This window comes from Achromobacter sp. B7 (assembly GCF_003600685.1).
GTDB lineage: Bacteria > Pseudomonadota > Gammaproteobacteria > Burkholderiales > Burkholderiaceae_B > Achromobacter > Achromobacter spanius_B.
Genome location: NZ_CP032084.1, coordinates 3480110 through 3500945 on the forward strand (window position 1 = coordinate 3480110; position 20836 = coordinate 3500945).

Genomic DNA, 20836 nt, shown 5'->3' on the forward strand with positions numbered 1-20836 from the left:
GAAAAAAACCGGCCAGCCTAGCGCTTGCCCCTGACGCCTAGGGAAAGCACCGACATGCCCATCATCCGACCGCCCGCCTCTACGCCCCCCGCCGCCTCGCCCGCCAGCAACATCCTGGCCGACCGGACCAGCCTGGGCGTCCGATTGCGGGGCCTGCGCCGGGCGCGCTCAATGACGTTAAAGGAACTGTCGGCCTTGACCGGCGTGGCGCTGTCCACGCTATCGAAGATGGAACTGGGCCAGGTGTCGATCAGCTACGCCAAGTTCGCCGCCGTGGCGCGTGCGCTTGACGTCGATATTGCCCACCTGTTCGGCCCCGTCACCCCCGCGGAAAACGGCCGCCCTGCCCCGGCCGCCCTGCGCTGCACCCTGGCCGAATCGCCCGGCTACATGACCGGCGCCTACGACTACAAACTGTTGGCCGGCCAGTATCCCCAGCGCAGCATGACGCCCATGTACGGCCGCATCCTGGCGCGCGACGCGTCGGAATTCGATGACTACATGCGCCACGCCGGCCAGGAATTCCTGGTGGTGCTGGAAGGCGAAATCGAAATTCGCTTCGAAAACGGGGAATCGCTGGTGCTGGCCAAGCACGAGACGGCCTATTTCGACAGCGGCGTGGGGCACATCTATTTAACGCGCAGCGCCCGGCCAGCCGAGATCATGGTGGTGATGACGGGCGGCAACTGACGGGCACGCGGCTTGCTGCTTGCGATGCGTCACTGTTCGCAGGCAGAGCTTCATGACCGCACCCAAGCCCGATGTGCGCACCGGCCAATATTCCGGACCACTTTCGCGCGACACCTTCCGGCTGCGCTTCATGCGCCGCTTCTATGACCCCGCCTTCCAGGCCGAACAAGCCGCGCTGGACCGGCTGGAAGCCATTGCGTGGGACGCCTACCAGGGCGGCCGCAAAGCGCCCATCACCGTCAAGGCCGGCGCGGCCTACGCCGATCCCGACTACGACTTGTCGGTGGAATGGAAAGACGCCCACGACCGCCTGGCGCAAGCCGCACAGAAGCAGCGCCGCCCGGATACGCCGTCGCGCGTGCTGGTCGTGGTGGGCGCATCGCGCAACGACGGCACCTGTCCGGGCGAGGTATCCAAAACGTGGCGTCTGGCGCAGATCGTGTGCGCCGAGCTGGAAGCCGCCCACGTCCAGGCCGACCTGCTGGACTTAAGCCGGCTCACGTCCGAATACCAATATCAGATCCATCCGTGCAAAGGCTGCGTGTCCACCGCCATGCCGCTTTGCCACTGGCCGTGCAGCTGCTATCCCAACCATTCGCTAGGCCAGGACAACGACGCCATGAACGACATCTACGAGCAGTGGGTGGCGGCGCACGGCGTGATCCTGCTGGCGCCCACCTATTGGTATCAGTCGCCCAGCCCGCTCAAGCTGATGATCGACCGGCTGGTGTGCGCCGACGGCGGCAACCCGGACCCGACCACCACGTCCGGCAAGGACGCGGCCAAGGCCAAGGCCATTGAACTAGACGGCTGGCCCTATCCGAAACACCTGGCGGGCCGGGCTTACGGCCTGGTGGTGCACGGCGACGTGGCCGGTATCGAGGGCCAGCGGCGCGCGCTGAGCGATTGGCTGGACTGGATGGGCCTGATTGATGCCGGGTCGATGGCCCGGCTGGAGCGGTACATCGGCTACTACAAGCCCTACGCCACCAGCCACGCCGACCTGGACCTGGACACGGCGGTGCAGGAAGAGGTGCGCAACGTTGCGCGCGCCATGGCGAACTGCCTGCCACGCCTGCGCGCCGGTGAATTGACCGCGCCCGATGCGGGGCTGCACGACCCGCGGCCCAAGTAGCCGGGACGGTAGCTTTGTAGATGCAATGCAATCAGAGGATGAGGATTAGCAGGTGATGCTCATGAAGAACGATGTGGAAGCGAAGAAGACGGCGCAACAGCACGGCGACAAGCCGGGCGATAAGCAAAACGACAAGCCGGGCGACACGCCGGCCGACAAGCAAGGCAAGCAGCCGCAACCCGTGCCGAAGTCGAATGCCTTCACAAAATTCTTCGACCATTTTGCCGCGCGCGTCACGCATTGGGCGGGCTCGCCCATCGCGTTCGGCTCGGCCTTGTGCGCCGTGATCGTGTGGGCCGTCACCGGCCCCTTCTTCGGTTATTCGGAAACCTGGCAGCTGGTCATCAACACCGGCACCACCATCGTCACGTTCCTGATGGTGTTCTTGATTCAGCAAAGTCAGAACAAGGACGGCCGCGCGCTGCACCTGAAGCTGGACGAACTGCTGATCGCCTTGAAAGGCGCGGACGAACAACTGGTGGACGCCGAACAACTGGACGAAGACAAACTGCTGGCGCTAGCCGCGGCGTGCACGGCACGCGCTCGCGCCAAGGCACGCAGCGACCGCTCCAAGGGGACCAAGTCACGCCGATCGAAGTCGGTCAGGGGCAGCAAGACCACCGTCCGTAGCAGCCTGCGGGTACGACGCGGCGCGTTCCGCGCGGGCAAAGGCGCCCACCCCTGACGGCAACCCTGCCGCGCCGCGCCAAAGCAGTGCGCGGCGCACAACAACTTGCACCGCTTTGACGCACTGCGCGGCCCGCCTGGAGACCGCGCGTGTCGCCTGATGTCCCCACGCTTTCCGCCCTTTTCCCTATGACGCCGCGCGCAACCCCGCCCCGCGCGGCCGTCCTTTTCCAACCTGGCATGGTCTTTGCTTAAGTGTTCATGCAGGCCCCAACAGGCCCGCGGCACAATTTAAGCAGTACCGGCAAAGGCGCCCCGACCGACAGGTCCAGGGCGCTTTTTGTCTTTTGAAACCCAAACCACAAGCCTGGGGAAATTCATGAAAGCAACGGCCACTCCCGCCTCCTTGCAGACCTTGGTTGTCATCGGCAACGGCATGGTGGGCCACCATTGCGTCGAACAGTTGATTGCACGCGGCGCGCTGGAGCGCTATCGCATCCACGTCTATGGCGAGGAAACGCGCCGCGCTTACGACCGCGTGCATCTGTCCGAATACCTGAATGGCCGCGACGCCGAATCGATGTCGATGAGCGAGGCCGCCTTTTATGACCGCGACGGCCTGACCCTGCATCTTGGCGAACCGGTGCTGGACATCGACCGCCAGGCGCGCGAAGTGGTCACGGCCAACGGCCGCCTCGGCTACGACAAGCTGGTGCTGGCCACGGGCTCTTACCCGTTCGTGCCGCCCATCGCCGGCGCCGAGGGCGCGTCGCGCCTGGTGTATCGCAGCATCGACGACCTGGACCTGATCCGCGCGGCCGCGCAAGGCGCGCGCCGTGGCGTCGTGGTGGGCGGCGGCCTGCTGGGGCTGGAGGCGGCCAACGCCTTGAAGTCGCTGAACCTGGAAGCGCACGTGGTGGAATTCGCGCCGCGCCTGATGCCGGTGCAGTTGGACGAGGAAGGCGGCGCCGCGCTCAAGGCGCGCATCGAGGCGCTGGGCGTGGGCGTGCACCTGTCGCGCGCCACGCAAGACATCAAGCCCGGCACGCAGTACCGCTATCGCATGCGCTTTGCCGAAGGCGCGCCGCTGGAAACCGACCTGATCGTGTTTTCGGCCGGCATCCGCCCCCAGGTGTCGCTGGCACGCCGCGCCGGGCTGGCGCTGGCCGAACGCGGCGGCGTGGCCATCGACGACCATTGCCGCAGCAGCGATGAGAACATCTACGCCATTGGCGAATGCGCTGCCTGGAACGGCAGCGTGTTCGGCCTGGTGGCGCCGGGCTACCAGATGGCGCGCATCGCCGCCGCCGAGCTGTGCGGCGCGCCGGAACAGCCCTTTACCGGCGCCGACATGTCCACCAAGCTCAAGCTGCTGGGCGTGGATGTGGGTTCCATCGGCGACGCCCACGGCACGACGCCCGGCGCGCGCAGCTACCGCTACATCGACGAAGCCGGCGCCAGCTATCGCCGCCTGGTCGTGTCGGCAGACGGCAAGCGCGTGTTGGGCGCGGTGCTGGTGGGCGACAACCGCTACTACGACACCTTGCTGCAATACGCGCAGAACGGCATCGCGCCGCCTGCCGACCCCGCCAGCCTGATCCTGCCCGCCAGCAGCGCCGCGCCCGCGCTGGGCGTCGATGCCTTGCCCGCCACTGCCACGATCTGCTCCTGTCACAACGTCAGCAAAGGCGCCGTCAGCGCCGCCATCGACGGCGGCTGCACCGACCTGGCCGGCGTAAAAAGCTGCACCAAGGCGGCCTCGGGCTGCGGCGGTTGCGCCGCGCTGCTCAAGCAGGTGGTGGAACACCAACTGGCCAGTCGCGGCGTCGCCGTCGACAAAAGCCTGTGCGAACACTTTGCCTATACCCGCCAGGAGCTCTACGCCATCGTGCGCGTCGGCGGCATCGAAACGTTTGAAGAACTGTTGGCCAGCCATGGCAAGGGCCACGTCGGGTGCGACATCTGCAAGCCCGCCGTGGGGTCGATTCTGGCGTCGTGCTGGAACCGCCCCATTCAGGAACCGCGCCTGGTGCCGCTGCAAGACACCAACGACACCTTCATGGCGAACATGCAAAAGAACGGCACCTATTCGGTGGTGCCGCGCATACCGGCCGGCGAGATCACGCCCGACGGCCTGATCGCCATCGGCGCCGTCGCCAAGAAATACAAGCTGTACACCAAGATCACGGGCGGCCAGCGCATCGACCTGTTCGGCGCGCAGCTGCACGAACTGCCCGACATCTGGAGCGAGCTGATCGCCGCCGGCTTTGAAACCGGCCATGCCTACGGCAAGTCCACCCGCACGGTGAAGTCCTGCGTGGGCAGCACGTGGTGCCGCTACGGCGTGCAGGACAGCGTGCGCATGGCGCTGGACATCGAACACCGCTACAAGGGCCTGCGGTCGCCGCACAAACTGAAGTTCGCGGTGTCCGGCTGCACCCGTGAATGCGCCGAGGCGCAAAGCAAGGACATCGGCGTCATCGCCACCGAAAACGGCTGGAACCTGTACGTGTGCGGCAACGGCGGCATGCGCCCGCGCCACGCCGAACTGTTCGCCACCGACCTGGACGACGCCACGCTGATCCGCATGATCGACCGCGTGTTGATGTTCTACATCCGCACCGCCGACAAGCTGCAACGCACGTCCGTCTGGCGCGAGTCACTGGAAGGCGGGCTGGACTATCTGAAGGACGTGGTGCTGAACGACAGCCTGGGCCTGGGCGCCGAGCTGGAAGCGCAAATGCAGTTGGTGGTGGACCGCTATGAATGCGAATGGGCCAACACCGTCAGCAGCCCGGAAAAGCTCAAGCGCTTCCGCACTTTCGTCAACGAGCGTGGCGGCGACCCGGACATTCAGTTCGTTCAAGAACGCGGCCAACCCCGGCCCGCCCCGGCCCCCTCGCCTGCACGCCCGGCGGCGCGCGTCATCCCCATCGCCGAGGAGATCGTCTGATGAACGCCCTAGCCCCCGTCTCCACTGGCGCCCGCACTGCCGCCCCCGCCTCCCGCGCATCGACCTGGCGCGCGGTCTGCACGCGCGATGACCTCGTTGCCGACTCCGGCGTGGTCGTCTTGCTGGATGGCCAGCAGATTGCCTTGTTCTACCTGCCCGACGCCGACGGCCCGGACTTATACGCGATTGAAAACCGCGATCCCAAATCCGGCGCCAACGTTATCGGGCGCGGCCTGCTTGCCCATCTGGGCGGCGATCTGGTCGTGGCCTCGCCGCTTTACAAGCAGCACTTCCGTCTGGCCGACGGCAGCTGCGTGCAGTACCCCGAACAGCAATTGCGCACCTGGCAGGCCCGCTTCAACGGCGACACCGTTGAAATTGCCTGACGCCCGCTCCCCTTATCACTGTCACCAACGCAAAAGGTAAATCATGTCCTACCTGGTCCCTTCCGAATTCGTCACCAAGATGGTGGACGCCGGCGAATCCAAAATCTACATGGCGACGCGCGACGTTCTGATCCGCGCCTTCATGGCGGGCGCCATCCTGGCCATTGCCGCCGTGTTCGCGGTGACCGTCACGGTGCAGACCGGCTCGCCCATCCTGGGCGCGGCGCTGTTCCCCGTGGGTTTTTGCATCCTGTACCTGATGGGCTTTGACCTGTTGACCGGCGTGTTCGTGCTGACGCCGCTGGCCCTCTTCGACAAGCGCCCGGGCGTGACCGCGAAGGCCATCCTCAAGCACTGGGGCGTTGTCTTCGTGGGCAATTTCCTGGGTGCGTTGACGGTGGCCGTGTTGATGTCGATTGTGTTTACCTACGGCTTTTCCGTACCACCCAACAAGGTCGGTGAAGTCATTGCGCACATCGGTGAAAACCGCACGCTGGGCTACAAGGAATACGGCGCGGGCGGCATGCTGACGATCTTCATCCGAGGCGTGTTGTGCAACTGGATGGTGTCGCTGGGCGTGGTCGGCGCCATGATTTCGACGTCGGTCAGCGGCAAGGTCATCGCCATGTGGATGCCCGTGATGCTGTTCTTCGCGATGGGCTTTGAGCATTCCATCGTCAACATGTTCCTGTTCCCGTCGGCGATGATCATGGGCGGCAAGTTCTCGATCATGGACTACATGATCTGGAACGAGATCCCCGTGGTGCTGGGCAACCTGATCGGCGGCATCTCGCTGACCGGCCTGACGCTGTACACCACGCACATGAAGACCGCGCCCAAGCGCCGCTTCAACTGATTGCGCATCGGGACGCCCACCGCAATGGACCGCCGCGAACCCGGCCCCAGCACCGCCGCTACGTTGCGGGTGGCGGTGGGCCAGCACACCGAGCCGGGCGTCAAACCCGTCAACCAGGATTTTCACGGCCTGTGCGTGCCCGGCGAGCCCTTGCTGCACACCAAGGGCATCGCAATTGCGCTGGCCGATGGCATCAGCAGCAGCCAGGTCAGCCACATCGCCAGCGAAACGGCGGTGGCAAGCTTTCTGGAAGACTATTACTGCACGCCCGAAACCTGGTCGGTGAAAAAGTCGGCGCACAAGGTATTAAGCGCGGCCAACAGCTGGCTGCACGGGCAAACGCGCCAACGCCATCACGCCGACCAGCCGCGCGATGCGGATCGGGGTTACGTCTGCACCATGACGGTGATGGTGCTGAAAGCCACTACCGCGCACATCCTGCACATTGGCGACGCGCGCATCTACCGTTTGCGCGCGGGCGTGATGGAGCAGCTGACCGACGACCATCGCGTCTGGATATCGCAAGACAAAAGCTATCTGGGCCGCGCGCTGGGCCTGGCGCCGCACCTGGAAGTGGACTACCACACGCAGCCGCTGGAAGCCGGCGACGTCTTCTTGCTGGCTACCGATGGCGTCTACGAACATATCAATGCGGACGACGTCGCCCAGGCCATCGCGGCGCATCCCGACGCACTGGACGCGGCAGCGCGCCGCCTGGCGCAGCGGGCGCTGGAACGCGGCAGCACCGACAACCTGACCGCGCAAATCGTCCGCATCGACGCCCTGCCTGCGCGCCGCGCCTTTGAACTGGCCCAATACAGCCTGAACCTGCCCTGCCCGCCGCTGCTGGCGGCCGGCATGGAATTCGAGGGCTTTCGCATCCAGGACGAGTTGCACGCCAGCCACCGCAGCCACGTCTATCTGGCGCATGACATCGACAGCGGCGACGCGGTGGTCATCAAGATTCCGTCGCTGGACCTGCGGCATGACCCGGCGTATCTGGAACGCCTGCTGACCGAGGAATGGATCGCCCGCCGGATCGACAGCCGCCACGTCGTGCGCGCCTGGCCCATGCCGCGCGAGCGCCGCACGCTGTACACCGTCAGCGAATACCTGCCCGGGCGCACGCTGACGCGCTGGATGGCGCAAAACCCCCGCCCCACGCTGGCGCAGGCGGTGACGCTGATTGAACAGGTTGCCCGTGGCCTGCAAGCGTTTCATCGCCTGGACATCGTGCACCAGGACCTGCGGCCCGACAACGTGCTGATCGGTGACGACGGCGTGGCGCGCATCATCGACCTGGGCTCGACCCAGGCGGCCGGGCTGTGGGACGCCGCCGCGCGGGGCGACGAGCCGCCCGCCATGCTGGGCACCGCCCAATACGCCGCGCCCGAATACTTTTTGGGGGAAGCCGGCACGCCGCGATCCGACCTGTATTCCCTGGCCGCCATGCTTTACCAGATGCTGTCCGGCCGGCTGCCCTATGGCGCCGACGTGGCGCGCGCGCGCAGCCGCGCCGCGCAGATGCGGCTGACCTATGTGTCGGTGCTGGACCGCGAGCGCGAGCTGCCCGCCTGGGTTGACGGAGTCCTGAGCCGCGCGCTGCACCCCGACCCCGCGCTGCGCACCGCCGAGCTATCGGAATTCACGCACGCGCTGCGCCATCCGCCCGAGGCCACGCGCCGGGGCGAACGGCTGCCGCTGCTGGAACGCAACCCTTTGGCGTTCTGGAAAGGCCTGTGCCTGGTCCAGTTCGTGGTGGTAGTTTTTCTTTTGCTTGATCGCTGATCCCCTGCATCCCCTGGAGCCCATCATGAACCCTTCCGTCTGGCTGATCGGCGCCGGCCCCGGCGACCCCGAACTGCTCACGATCAAAGCCGTGCGGGCGTTGGGACAAGCCGACGTCGTCCTGGTCGATGACCTGGTCAACCCGCAAGTGCTGGACTACTGCCCGCGGGCGCGGCTGGTCTATGTGGGCAAGCGCGGTGGCTGCCGTTCAACCCCGCAGGAATTCATCCAGCGGCTGATGCTGCGCTATGCCCGCCAAGGGCTGCGCGTGGCGCGGCTAAAGGGCGGCGACCCCTGCATCTTCGGACGCGGTGGCGAAGAAGCCCAATGGCTGAGCGACCACGGGGTGGCCTGTGAAATCGTCAACGGCATCACGGCCGGGCTGGCAGCCGCCACCGCTTGCGGCATCCCATTGACCCAACGCGGCATGGCCCAGGGCGTTACACTGATCACCGCCCATTCCCAGGACGGCGCCACGCCCGACTGGACGGGGCTGGCGCAAAGCGGCACGACGCTGGTGGTCTACATGGGGGTAGCCAAATTGCACGACATGAGCAGCCAGTTGCTGGCGGCCGGCATGGCGCCCGACACGCCCGTGGCGATGATCGAACGCGCTTCGCTGGCGGATCAACGTGAATGCCGCTCGACGCTGTCCGGCATGACGTCCGACGCCGCCGCCTTTCAGCTGCGCAGCCCCGCCGTGCTGGTCATCGGCGACGTCGCGGCATGCCACGTGCTTGACAGGGTTGATACCCCCCGGCCGCAAGCCGCCGAACCGCTGATGCGCCGCAGCGCCTGATCCTCCCTTTGCCCTTATGGTCGAACGCCACATCCCACCCCCGCTGCGTTTCCTGCTTGCCGCGCGGCGCAGTGAACTGCACGGCCTGGAAAGCCTGGCTGTCACGTGCGAGCTGGCCGTGCACGTCAGCGCGCTGGTGCACGCGCTGCAAAAAGAACGCGGCTATTCCAATCTGACACTGTGCAGCGCACAGAACGGCGTGCCGCAAGACGGCAAGGCCCGGACGCTGAGCGGGCTGGCTCAAGAATCCGCCCGCGTCGAGGCCGACGTCCGCCGTTTTCTTGACGGGCTGGCGGCCACCGCCCCCCACGCCGGCGACAAGGCGCGCCTGCTTAACTGCATTGCCTTCGCGCTGTTTCGGCTGGACGAATTGCCGGCGCTGCGCCGCCAGGTGCGTGATGTGTCCGTGCCCGCCGAAGACGCCGATGCCCGCTACACGCAAATCATCAGCAGCCTGCTGGCCGTGGTGTTCGAAGCCGCCGATTCCGCGCTGGACCCCGGCGTGACGCGCCTGCTGGTCGCGCTGCTGAACTTCATGCAGGGCAAGGAACTCAGCGGCCAGGAACGCGCCACCGGCGTCATCGGCTTCACCAACGGTTTCTTCACCGACCCGCAGAAGGCCCGCATGCTGGGCCTGGCCGCGCACCAGGCCCGCAGCTTCGACATCTACGCGCAATATGCCGAAGACGCCGCGCTGCAACGCTGGGAAAGCATCCAGCAACAAGGCCAGCCGGTCGAACGGCTACGCGACATGGCGCAACGCACGTCCGCCGACCAGCGTGTGGACGGCACGCTGGCCGAGTTGTGGTTCGAGCTGTGCACGGCCCGCATCGACGCCATGCGCGACGTTGAAAGCCTGTTGGCGCAGGCGCTGGCGCGGCAATGCGAACGCCGCATCGTCGAGACCCGCCAGGAACTGGACGACCGACAACTGCTGCTGTCGCGCTACGCCGACCATGCCAGCGGCCGCGCGCCCAGCATGGTGTTCAGCGTGCAAAGCCGGCCCCTGGACACGCCGCCCGCCGATGGCGTGGGCAGCGTGCTGGAGCGGTCCATTCTTGAAATGATGCGCGAGCAGACGTTGCACATGCAGCGCACCGACGACGCCTTGAACACCGTGCGCGTCGCGCTGGAAGAAAGAAAGCGCATCGACCGCGCCAAGCGGCTGCTGATCAACCAATACGGCCTGACCGAGCAGGCCGCCCATGAACGCCTGCAACGCGCGGCCATGGACGGCGGCCTGTCCCTGGCCGATGTGGCGCGGCAGGTGATCGGGCAGCTGGGGCCAAACTGAGCGGCAGTGTCGGCGCGGCTGCGGGTTCGGGCGGGTGCGGGTTCGGGTGGCTGCGGGTTCGGGTGGCTGCGGGTTCGAAACAGGCGCGGTACCGGAACATGCGGTACCGGAACCTGCGCGGTATCGGAACATGCGCGCTATCGGCACGGGCACGCTACCGGAACACCCGCTGCGTCCAGCTGATCAGCACGCCGACAACCGCCAACACAGCCAGCGCGCGAAAGTGATCCAGATTGGCCAGCAGCGCCGACTGCTGATCCACCAGCTGCGCGATGCGCGCCAGCGCCATGCGCTGCGCCTGCACCGGATCGGCCACCGCGGCATACACGCCGCTTAGCGCGGCCTTCGCGGCTTCCACATTGATGTTGCCCTGCGTCACGCCCGCTTGCAGCACGTTGTAGTGCTTGGAGGTCAACCACTGCTGCCCCACGGTGGCCGCCATGATGCCCAGCGCCTGCCCCACCTGCGCCAGCATGTTCTTGACCTGCTGCGCATGCGCAAACACCGCCGGGTCATGCGTCAGCCCGGTGAACGTGTTCATGGCGGTGGCCGGCATCAAGATCATGATGAAGACGCCATAGCAAGCCAACGCGGGCAGCACATCGGCCCACGGATCGGCCATTGGCGTCAGCCGAGCCATCAGTACACTGAACGCCGCCAGCGCCACAAACCCGGCCACGAAGAACTTGCGTGGCGACGGCCAACGCGGCAGCAGCTGGGCCATGACCGCAAAAGTCAGCACGCCCGCCCCCAGCCCCATCGCGAAGAACATCCCCGTGTTGGCCCACGACAGGCCCAGCGCGCGTTGCAGCATCTGCGGCACCAGGTAGCCGTTGGCGCCCAACATCAAATAACAAAACATGAATAACGCCAGGCCGCACAGAAAGCGCACCTCGTTCATGCCGCCCAGCTTGAGCAGCGGCGCGCCGTTGCGCGTCTCGGCGCGGATGAAATACGCCAGCGCCAGCAGGCCGGCCAGGGCGAACAGCACCAGCCGATGGCGGTCGCTGAAAAAATCGTAGTAGGACCGCTGCAACGCATGCAGCAGCAAAAAGCTGCCCACGCCCAACGCCGCAATCGGCGCCAGGCGTGCCTGCCCGGCCACCGTGGCGCCCGCCTGCTTGCCCGGCATGGCGCGCGCCACCGGCCACATCGCCAGCAGCGACAGCCCGGCCACCAACCAGAACATCAGCGGCCAGCCATCGTGGTCCACCGCCGCCGATGCCAACAACGGCCCCAGCGCCGTGCCGGTGCACAGGCCCGTGGCAAGCGCCTTGATGCCATGAAAGCGCGCCGGCCCCGGCGCGATCAGGTTTACCGTCAAACGGGACGACGTCAGCATGGCCGCGCACCCCATCGCCATCATCACCCGGCCCGTCAGAAAGCCGGCCTCGCCCCGAGACATCGCGCACACTGCCGCGCCCGCTGCCGCCGCGCCCAGCGACGCCAGCAGATAACGGCGCAGGCCCAGGTGATGCACCAGCCAGCCTTGCAACGCAATCATCACCACGGCGACGCAGGCGTAGATGACGGCAACGGACGTGTATTCCTCGGGGCTGGCGCCGATTTCTCCCATGATGGGCGTGGCGGCAAACGTGACCATGCCGTTTTGCAGGAAGTCGATGAACGTCAGCGCGCCGATGGTGGCGAGCAAGGCGGGAGGGATTCGGGGTGTGGCTGGGGCGTCGCTGGAAAAGGCTTGCATGGCTTTGGCTTATTTTTATGCCCAGGCTGTATATGCCTAGGCAGATAAATGGATAAAAAAAATGCTGGGGAAAAGGGCCTGCGGGTCGCTGTGTACGGGTCGCTGTGTACGGGTCGCTGTGTACGGGTCGCTGCGTACGGGTCGCTGTGTACGGGTCGCTGCGTACGGGTCGCTACGTACGGGTCGCTGCGTACGGGCTGCCTACGCCTCGTCCGCCTGCGCATTCATCAACACGCGCGACAACAACTTGTGCAGCGTCTCAGCGTCCGCTTCAGAAAAGCCGGCCAGCAGCCCGCGCATGGCGACTTCCGTGGCGGCCAGCGCCTGCGGCAATGCAGCCTGCCCCTGTTCGGTCAATTCGATCAGGTAGCTGCGCCGATCCGCTTCGTTTTCCACGCGGCGGATATAGCCCTTGGCCACAATGCGATCCAGCAGCCGCGTCATCGCGCCCGAGTCATACGCCAGCACCCGGCAAAAATCGCTAAGCGTGCGGCCCCACCCCTTGGCCAGGCAGTTCAGCACCACGTACTGCGGGGTCGTCAGGTCAAACGGCGCCAGTTCGCGCTCCAGCGCATCGTGAATGCTGCCGCGCACGGACGTGATCATGAAACCGAGCTCACCGGTGTAGAAGCGGTCCAGCACGGCGGGTTTGGCGGTGGCCATGGTTGTCTCGTGGGGTGGATGGCGATGGCGATTGCGATGGCGATTGCGATGGCGATTGCGATGGCGATTGCGATTGCCGATAGCGGATTTTATCTGCCTAGGCAGTTAAATAGCAAGCATGTTGAAGCAAACTTCCCTCAGGGCAGGTTTTCGCGAAAAATCACCTGGCTGCGCGCCAGTTCCACGCCGTTCATCGGGCTGCGCTTGTCGCGCAGATTGCTGAAGATGCGCACACAGCTCATCAGCGCCTCCATCGGGCTTTGCGTAATCACGGCGTCCATGGTGCCGTCGATCAACAGCGAGCGCGTGTCCGGCGTCAGCCCGTGGCCGATGAACACCACGCGATGTTGCAAGCCGGCCTCTTTCAACGCGCGCGCCACGCCGTCCGACGCCCCCCCGATGTTGTAGATGCCCGCCAGATTGGGATATTGCTCAAGCAACTGCCGCGTCTGCTCGTAGTTGCGCTGCGCATCGTCATAGCCTTCACGCAGATCCACCACCTGCATCGCCTGGAACTGTTCGGCATACAACTGCAAGAAGCCGCTTTCGCGTTCCTCGTGCGCGCGGTAATGGCGCGAGCCCGCAATCAGCGCCACGTGCGCCGCGCGCGGGCCGACAAAGCGCGCGATCAGGTAACCCGCCGTGCGCCCGGCGGCGCGATTGTCCAGCCCCACGTAAGCCGTGCGCGCGCTGTTGGCCAGGTCCGAAATCAGCGTCACCGTGGGCACGCCCTGCTGCGCCAGCGTGTTGACGGCTTCGCGCACCACCGGATGTTCCAGCGCCATGAAGGCAATGCCGTCGGCGCGCTTGCCGTGCTTGACCAGCGCCTGGGCCAGCGCGTCGGGGTTGAAGCTTTCAACGTATTCGATCTGGCACTTGGCGTTCAGCGGGCCGAAGTGTTCATGCGCATAGCTGACGGTGTCGCCCAGCATGCGCAAGTACCGGTTGCTGCCACGCGGCAGCAAGAACACCAGCCGCATTGGCTCGGCCGGCAAGGCGGCGGCCAGTTCCTGTTCGGGCAGATAGTCCAGTTCCATGGCGGCCTTCAACACCTTCTGGGCGGTGTTGGCGCGCACGCCGGGCCGGCGATTCAACACACGATCGGCGGTAGCGGTAGACACGCCGGCGCGTGCGGCCACATCGGCCAAACGGGCTAGCTTGCGGTCGGGCGACGTTCTATTCACATCAAAAACCATCATGAATAAGGTTTGACGATGATAGCGTCAATTCACTATTGTCCAGTCTGCCGCATGGTTATGGCGCTTTTGTGGCACATCAAAAAACATCATAAAACCGATTTTGGAGACAACCATGAAGCTGCTGACACGCCGTAGTGTTCTGCGCCGCCTTTGCGCGGTGCCCGCCGTTGCCCTGACCGGCGGATTCCCACTGATCGCCCGCGCGGCCGACTACACGCTCAAGTACGGCAACAACCTGCCGGTGACGCACCCGCTGAACATCCGCGCGCAAGAAGCCGCCGACCGCATCCTGAAAGAAAGCAACGGCCGCGTCGACATCAAGATTTTCCCGAACAACCAACTGGGCGGCGATACCGACATGCTGGCGCAAGTGCGCTCGGGCGGCATCGACTTCTTCACCCCGTCGGCGCTGGTTATCGCCACCCTGGTGCCGGTGGCCGCCATCAACGCCGTGGGCTTCGCGTTCAAGGACTACAGCCAGGTCTGGGGCGCCATGGACGGCGCGCTGGGTGCGCACGTGCGCGCCGCCATCGCGCAGCGCAAGCTCTACGCGTTTGAAAAGATGTGGGACAACGGTTTCCGCCAAACCACCAGCAGCAAGGCGCCCGTGACCACGGCCGCCGACATGGACGGCTTGAAGATTCGCGTGCCGGTCAGCTCGCTGCCCATCTCGATGTTCAAGGGCTTGGGCGCCGCGCCCGCCAGCTTGCAGTTCAGCGAGGTGTATTCGTCGTTGCAGACCAAAGTGGTCGACGCCCAGGAAAACCCCCTGCCCATCATCCAGGTGGCCAAGCTGTACGAAGTGCAGAAGTATTGTTCGCTGACCAACCACATCTGGGACGGCTACTGGTTCATCGCCAACGGCCGCATGTGGGAAGGCCTGCCGCAAGACCTGAAGACCATCGTTGCGCGCGGCATCAACGAAGCCGGCCTGGCGCAGCGTGAAGACATCAAGAAGCTGAACGCGTCGGTGCAGTCCGACCTGGAAGCCAAGGGCCTGAAATTCAACCAGCCGGCCCCGGACACCTTCCGCCAGGCGCTGCGCACCGCCGGCTTCTACAAGGAATGGCAGGGCCGCTTCGGCAACGAAGCCTGGTCGCTGCTGGAACAAAGCGTCGGCAAGCTGGCCTGAGGTCGCGCCATGTCTTCCTTGTCCGCCCCCCACGCCGCCGCCCCGGTGCTGCCGGCCAACCCCTTGCGGCGCGCCGCCAACGCGCTGGACAGCGTGCTGGGCGGCGTGGTCGAGCACGTTGCGGCCGCCATCGTGCTGGTCGAGATCTGCGTGCTGTTCGCGGGTGTCGTCGCGCGCTACGCCTTCCACAGCCCCCTGGTCTGGTCCGACGAACTGGCTTCCATCCTGTTCCTGTGGCTGTCGATGCTGGGCGCCGTGGTTGCGCTGCGGCGCGGTGAACACATGCGCATGACGGCCCTGGTCAACAACGTCAGCCCGGCCCGGCGCGCGCAGCTGGAAACGGCGGCGCTGGCCGCGTCACTGGCGTTCCTGGTGCTGATCCTGTCGCCTGCGATCGAATACGCGCACGAAGAACACTTCATCATCACGCCCGCACTGGAACTGTCCAACGCCTGGCGCGCCGCCGCCATTCCCGTGGGCATGGCGCTGATGGGCGTGGTGGCCTTGCTGCGCCTGTTGCGCACGCAACCCCTGCGCCATGTGCTCGTGGCGTTGGCCGGCGTGGCCGTGGTGGTTGCCCTGTTCTGGTTGGCGCAGCCCATGTTCAAGGGGCTGGGCAAGCTGAACCTGGTGATCTTCTTCGTGGGCATCGTCGCGGCCACCGTGTTCTCGGGCGTGCCGATTGCGTTCTCGTTCGCGCTGGCCACGTTTTCGTACCTGGCGTTGACGACCAACACGCCCATGGAAGTCATGGTGGGCCGGCTGGACGAAGGCATGTCGCACCTGATGCTGCTGGCCGTGCCGCTGTTCATCTTCCTGGGGTCCTTGATCGAGATGACCGGCATGGCGCGCGCCATGATCCAGTTCCTGGCCAGCCTGTTGGGACACGTGCGCGGCGGCTTGTCGTACGTGCTGATCGGCGCGATGTATCTGGTGTCGGGCATCTCGGGCTCGAAGATCGCCGACATGGCGGCCATCGCCCCCGTGCTGTTCCCGGAAATGCGCAAGCGCGGCGCCAAGCCGGGCGACCTGGTGGCGCTGCTGTCGGCCACCGGCGCGCAGACCGAGACCATACCGCCGTCGATTGTGCTGATCACCATCGGCTCGGTTACCGGCGTGTCGATTGCCGCGCTGTTCACGGGCGGCCTGCTGCCCGCTGTGGTGCTGGGCCTGGCGCTGTGCTCGGTGGTGTGGTGGCGCTATCGCCGTGAAGACCTGAGCCTGGTGCAACGTTTCAGCTTCAAAGAGATCGGCCGCTTTTTCGTGATCGCCCTGCCCGCCGTGGCTCTGCCGTTTGTCATCCGCGCGGCAGTGGTCGAAGGCGTGGCCACCGCCACCGAAGTGTCCACCATCGGCATCGTGTATTCCGCGCTGATCGGCATCCTGATCTACCGCCGCTTCGACTGGGCGCGCCTGCGCCCCATGCTGATCGAAACCGCCTCGCTGTCCGGCGCCATCATGCTGATCGTGGGTTGCGCCACGGCCATGGCGTGGGCGTTGACGCAGTCCGGCTTCTCGGGCGATCTGGCCAAGTTGATGGCCGGCATGCCCGGCGGCAGCTACGGCTTTTTGGCCGTGTCCATCGTGGCGTTCATCATCCTGGGCAGCGTGCTGGAAGGCATACCCGCCATCGTGCTGTTCGGCCCCTTGCTGTTCCCGATCGCGGTGCAGGCCGGCGTGCACGAAGTGCATTACGCGATGGTCGTCATCTTCGCCATGGGCATCGGCCTGTTCGCGCCGCCCTTCGGCGTGGGCTATTACGGCGCCTGCGCCATCAGCCGCGTCGACCCCAACGAGGGCATCGGCCCCATCTGGGGTTACGTTGCGGCGCTGTTGATCGGCCTGATCATCGTGGCGGCCTTTCCCTGGTTCTCCATCGGCTTCCTGTGACCCGACGCGGCCCGCGCAGATCCGCGTCGGGCCGCCTCCCCCCCTCTTCGTCTTCCTTTTATAAAGATCCATCATGAGTCGTTTCCTGGGCGAAATCCGCCAACTCGGTTATGTGGTGCACGACATCGAAGCCGCCATGGAGTACTGGAGCACCACGCTGGGCGTAGGCCCGTGGTACTACAACCCGCGCGTGCCAATCGTCAATTACCAGTACGGCGGCGAAAGCCACCAGCCGCACAATTCCGTGGCGCTGGCCAACTCCGGCTTCGTGCAGGTTGAACTGATCCAGACGCGCAACGACGTGCCGTCGATGTACCGCGACTTCCTGCAAGCCGGCCGCACCGGCCTGCAACACGTGGCCTACTGGACCGAAAGCTACGACGCCGATCTGGAACGCCTGCTGGCCCAGGGCTTCAAGCCCAAGATGAGCGGCGAAGTCGGCGAGAAAGGCCGCTTCATTTATTTCGACACCGAGTACCACCCGGGCACCGTCATCGAACTGTCGGAAGTGGCCGGCCCCAAGGGCCGATTGTTCGACCTGATCCGAGAAAGCGCCAACGGCTGGGACGGCAAGGACCCGGTCCGCCCGTTCCCGGATTTGTCGCGCCTTTGATCTGCTGACGCCTGCTGGTGCCTGCTGGTGCCTGCTTAGTGCGTGCTTAGTGCCCGCTGATGCCTCTGTCGCATGCTGATCGCTACTGCCGCCCGCTGTCCCTTGCTGACCCAATATTGCCGCCCGCCGCCCCCTTTGAATTCCCAAGCCTATGAATTCCCAGTCCTTTAGCGCGACCTACCTGATCGAAACCCCGATGGACCCCGCGCGGGTCGCCGAAGTGATGGCGGGCGAGCAGTCCTGCGGCACCTTCACCCGCGTGCAAGGCGAAACCGACGAGCTGCGCGCCCGGGCCCGCGCGCGCATTGAATCCATCGACCTGCTGGACACCACCGACACACCCAGCCTGCCCAACGCCTGGCTGGCGCGCCAAGCGGGCGGCATGCCGGGCGAGTACCAGCGCGCTCGCGTCCGCATCGCCTTTCCCGTGGCCAACGTGGGCGCTAACCTGCCCACGCTGGCAGCCACCGTCGGCGGCAACCTGTACGACCTGGGCGAAGTCACCGGCCTGCGCCTGGAAAGCATGGAGCTGCCCGCCAACTACCGCGCCCAGTTCGACATGCCGCAAGTGGGCATCGCCGGCACGCGGCAATTGACGGGCGTGGCAACGGGGCCGCTGGTAGGCACCATCATCAAGCCCAATGTGGGCCTGTCGCCCGAGCAAACCGCGCATCTGGTCGCCCAGCTGTGCGCGGCCGGCGTGGACTTCATCAAGGACGACGAGGTGTGCGCCAACCCCGCGCACGCGCCGCTGGCGCAACGCGTCGCCGCCGTCATGGCGGTGGTGCGCGCCCACCGCGAACGCACCGGCCGCCAGGTGATGGTGGCGTTCAACATCAGCGACGAAACCGACGCCATGCGCCGCCACGCCGACCTGATCGAACGCGAAGGCGGCACCTGCGTCATGGCCAGCCTGAACTGGTGCGGCTTTTCCGCCATCCAGACCCTGCGCCGCAGCACGCCGCTGGCCTTGCACGGCCATCGCAACGGCTTCGGCGCCCTGTCCCGCGCGCCCTTGCTGGGCATCGGCTTTCAGGCGTATCAAACGCTGTGGCGTCTGGCCGGCGTGGACCATATGCACGTGCACGGCCTGCAAGGCAAGTTCGCACAGGAAGACAGCGAAGTCGTCGAATCGGCGCGCGACTGCCTGGCCTCGCTCACGCCCGGCATCGACGACCCGGTCATGCCCGCGTTCTCGTCCGGCCAATGGGCCGGCACCGTGCCCGCCACGTGGGCAGCTGTGCGTACTGACGATCTGATGTTCATGTCCGGCGGCGGGATTTTGGCGCATCCGGATGGGCCAGCCGCGGGCGTGCAGAGCATTCGGCAGGCGTGGCAGGCGGTGCGGGACGGACAGGCGCTGGAAGACTTTGCGCGGAACGCGCCCGAGTTGCAGCGGGCATTGGAATTTTTTGGTGGGCGGGCATGACTGCGGGGGTCGGTAGCGCTGGCGGTGAGGCGGGCAGCGCCAAAGATCACGACGGCCCAGGCCATGCCGATGACGCGAGCAGCGCAAAGGCCGCAGGCAGCCTGACCGCACCAAGCATCTGCTGGTACGGCGACGATTTCACCGGCGCCACCGACACGCTGGCCGAAGTCGCGCGCGCCGGCCTGCGCGGCTTGCTGTTCCTTGGCGTGCCCACGCCCGAACAACTGCGCCGCGCCGGCCCGCTGGACGCCATCGGCATCGCGGGCGCCGCGCGCGCCATGCCCCCCACCGATATGGAAACGGAACTACGTTCTGTCGGCCGCTTCATGGCCGGCACCGGCGCACGCGTGCTGCATTACAAGTGCTGTTCCACCTTCGACAGCGCGCCGCACGTCGGCAGCATCGGCGTCGCCATCCGCGAACTGCGGCGCCACATGCCGAACCGGCTGGTACCGATTGTGGGCGGGCAACCCAGCATCGGACGCTATTGCAGCTTTGCCCAATTGTTCGCCCGCGCCGGGGCCGCGCCGGAGGTGTATCGCATCGACCGGCATCCGGTGATGAGCCAGCACCCGGTCACGCCGATGCATGAGGCAGATTTGCGACGGCATCTGGCCGCGCAGGGGCTGGAGGGGATTCGGTCGGTGCCGCATATTGCGTATCCGCGTTTGCGGGGTGCTGGGGATGCCGGTGCGTCGGGTGCGATGGGTGCGTCGGGTGCGACGGGTGCGTCGGGTGCGATGGGCGCGGTGGGTGCGAACGACGTCGCCCAACTGGATGCCTGGATCGACGACCTGATCAACACCAGTGACGGCCCGGTCCTGTTCGACGTGACGGGCGACGAGCAACTCGCCGTGATTGGCCGCCTGATCTGGCGCGCGGCGGCAAGTGCGCCGTTGTTGGCGGTTGGCCCAAGCAGCGTACAGCAGGCGCTGGCGCGCGCGGCGGCGTTCGAGCGCGACGCAAGCGTGTTTCAGCGTGACAAAGCGGTGGCTGGCCCGGACGGGCACGCGGCCGCGCACGGCGGCAAGATGGCTGCGCGTGATGCCACTACCTCTTTACTCAGTGGCGTAGTCCCGCTTGCCCCGGCCTCTGGCCCCGTGCTGGTCATGGCCGGCAGCCTGTCACCCGTCACCGCTCGGCAAATCTCTGCCAGCACCCGCTACAAGCATCAGCCCCTGCAAGTACAGGCGCTGTTGGCGTCACCCGCCTACGTAGCCGAACAAATTCAATCGGCGGTCGCCGCCTTGGCGCAAGGCCACAACGTGCTCGTCCACACCGACCGCCCCGAACAGGCCGTCACCTCGGACGAAGCGGCCTCCACCGCCCGCGCCACCGCACAGCTTGCCGCCGCCATCATCACCGCCAGTGCGCAAGCGGGAACCCGGCTTGCACGGGTCGGCATCGCCGGCGGCGACACTTCAAGCCAAGCCACGCTGGCGCTGGGTTTGTGGGGTTTGCAGTTCCGATGTGTGTTGGCGCCGGGCGTCACCGTCAGCGTTGCCCGCAGCGACAACCCGGTGGTTGATGGTGTGGAGTTGATGCTTAAGGGCGGACAGATGGGCGGGGACGATTTGTTCGATCGGTTGGTGGTGGGTGTGGGCTAGCACAGCGGCGGCTAGACTGGCTGCGGTCCGCGTCTAGCCTTCCCCACGCGCTTGCCTATCGCGCCTTAGC

General features: G+C 66.0%; 17 protein-coding genes. 14 read left to right on the plus strand and 3 right to left on the minus strand.

Going from position 1 to position 20836, the window contains the following annotated elements:
- Window positions 1-54: 54 nt before the first annotated feature.
- From DVB37_RS15560 to DVB37_RS15600, 9 genes are all read left to right on the plus strand, one after another.
- Window positions 55-690, plus strand: coding sequence for a helix-turn-helix domain-containing protein (locus tag DVB37_RS15560; protein WP_120156119.1), 636 nt, complete (start codon window positions 55-57; stop codon window positions 688-690).
- A 52-nt stretch (window positions 691-742) separates the two neighbouring features.
- Window positions 743-1825, plus strand: a complete 1083-nt coding sequence (locus DVB37_RS15565) for a flavodoxin family protein (protein ID WP_104145076.1) — start codon at window positions 743-745, stop codon at window positions 1823-1825.
- Between the two features lie 61 nt (window positions 1826-1886).
- Window positions 1887-2510, plus strand: a complete 624-nt coding sequence (locus DVB37_RS15570) for a low affinity iron permease family protein (protein WP_082134623.1) — start codon at window positions 1887-1889, stop codon at window positions 2508-2510.
- 321 nt (window positions 2511-2831) lie between these two features.
- Window positions 2832-5405 carry a nitrite reductase large subunit NirB gene (gene nirB, locus DVB37_RS15575; protein ID WP_120156120.1) on the plus strand — a complete coding sequence of 858 codons (2574 nt, stop codon included), beginning with the start codon at window positions 2832-2834 and terminating at the stop codon, window positions 5403-5405.
- Window positions 5405-5791: a nitrite reductase small subunit NirD gene (nirD, locus tag DVB37_RS15580; RefSeq protein ID WP_104145074.1), complete on the plus strand. Its 387-nt coding sequence runs from the start codon at window positions 5405-5407 to the stop codon at window positions 5789-5791. The genes nirB and nirD overlap by 1 nt, the downstream gene beginning before the upstream one ends.
- Before the next feature lie 43 nt (window positions 5792-5834).
- Window positions 5835-6647: a formate/nitrite transporter family protein gene (locus DVB37_RS15585; RefSeq protein ID WP_046807848.1), complete on the plus strand. Its 813-nt coding sequence runs from the start codon at window positions 5835-5837 to the stop codon at window positions 6645-6647.
- Window positions 6648-6671: 24 nt separating this feature from the next.
- Window positions 6672-8435, plus strand: a complete 1764-nt coding sequence (locus DVB37_RS15590) for a bifunctional protein-serine/threonine kinase/phosphatase (RefSeq protein ID WP_120157518.1) — start codon at window positions 6672-6674, stop codon at window positions 8433-8435.
- A 25-nt stretch (window positions 8436-8460) separates the two neighbouring features.
- Complete coding sequence (gene cobA / locus DVB37_RS15595; protein ID WP_046807847.1) at window positions 8461-9234, plus strand: uroporphyrinogen-III C-methyltransferase; 774 nt, start codon at window positions 8461-8463, stop codon at window positions 9232-9234.
- Between the two features lie 16 nt (window positions 9235-9250).
- Window positions 9251-10528, plus strand: coding sequence for a nitrate- and nitrite sensing domain-containing protein (locus DVB37_RS15600; protein WP_120156121.1), 1278 nt, complete (start codon window positions 9251-9253; stop codon window positions 10526-10528).
- Between the two features lie 154 nt (window positions 10529-10682).
- On the opposite strand, the gene DVB37_RS15605 is transcribed toward DVB37_RS15600, so the two are convergent.
- The 3 genes from DVB37_RS15605 to DVB37_RS15615 all read right to left on the minus strand — a co-directional run bounded on the left by DVB37_RS15605 (window position 10683) and on the right by DVB37_RS15615 (window position 14095).
- Window positions 10683-12233, minus strand: a complete 1551-nt coding sequence (locus tag DVB37_RS15605; RefSeq protein WP_120156122.1) for an MFS transporter — start codon at window positions 12231-12233, stop codon at window positions 10683-10685.
- A 201-nt stretch (window positions 12234-12434) separates the two neighbouring features.
- Entirely contained in the window at window positions 12435-12896 is a 462-nt protein-coding gene (locus tag DVB37_RS15610) for a MarR family winged helix-turn-helix transcriptional regulator (protein WP_120156123.1), read from the minus strand.
- Between the two features lie 137 nt (window positions 12897-13033).
- Complete coding sequence (locus DVB37_RS15615; RefSeq protein ID WP_120156124.1) at window positions 13034-14095, minus strand: LacI family DNA-binding transcriptional regulator; 1062 nt, start codon at window positions 14093-14095, stop codon at window positions 13034-13036.
- A 112-nt stretch (window positions 14096-14207) separates the two neighbouring features.
- On the opposite strand from DVB37_RS15615, the gene DVB37_RS15620 reads away from it, so the two are divergent.
- The 5 genes from DVB37_RS15620 to DVB37_RS15640 all read left to right on the plus strand — a co-directional run bounded on the left by DVB37_RS15620 (window position 14208) and on the right by DVB37_RS15640 (window position 20766).
- Window positions 14208-15227, plus strand: coding sequence for a TRAP transporter substrate-binding protein (locus tag DVB37_RS15620; protein ID WP_120156125.1), 1020 nt, complete (start codon window positions 14208-14210; stop codon window positions 15225-15227).
- A gap of 9 nt (window positions 15228-15236) precedes the next feature.
- Entirely contained in the window at window positions 15237-17117 is a 1881-nt protein-coding gene (locus DVB37_RS15625; protein WP_104145069.1) for a TRAP transporter large permease subunit, read from the plus strand.
- Between the two features lie 73 nt (window positions 17118-17190).
- Window positions 17191-17730: a VOC family protein gene (locus DVB37_RS15630; RefSeq protein ID WP_120156126.1), complete on the plus strand. Its 540-nt coding sequence runs from the start codon at window positions 17191-17193 to the stop codon at window positions 17728-17730.
- 151 nt (window positions 17731-17881) lie between these two features.
- Window positions 17882-19159 carry a ribulose-bisphosphate carboxylase large subunit family protein gene (locus tag DVB37_RS15635; protein WP_104145068.1) on the plus strand — a complete coding sequence of 426 codons (1278 nt, stop codon included), beginning with the start codon at window positions 17882-17884 and terminating at the stop codon, window positions 19157-19159.
- Complete coding sequence (locus tag DVB37_RS15640) at window positions 19156-20766, plus strand: four-carbon acid sugar kinase family protein (RefSeq protein WP_120156127.1); 1611 nt, start codon at window positions 19156-19158, stop codon at window positions 20764-20766. Before DVB37_RS15635 ends, DVB37_RS15640 begins: the two co-directional genes overlap by 4 nt.
- Window positions 20767-20836: the final 70 nt, after the last annotated feature.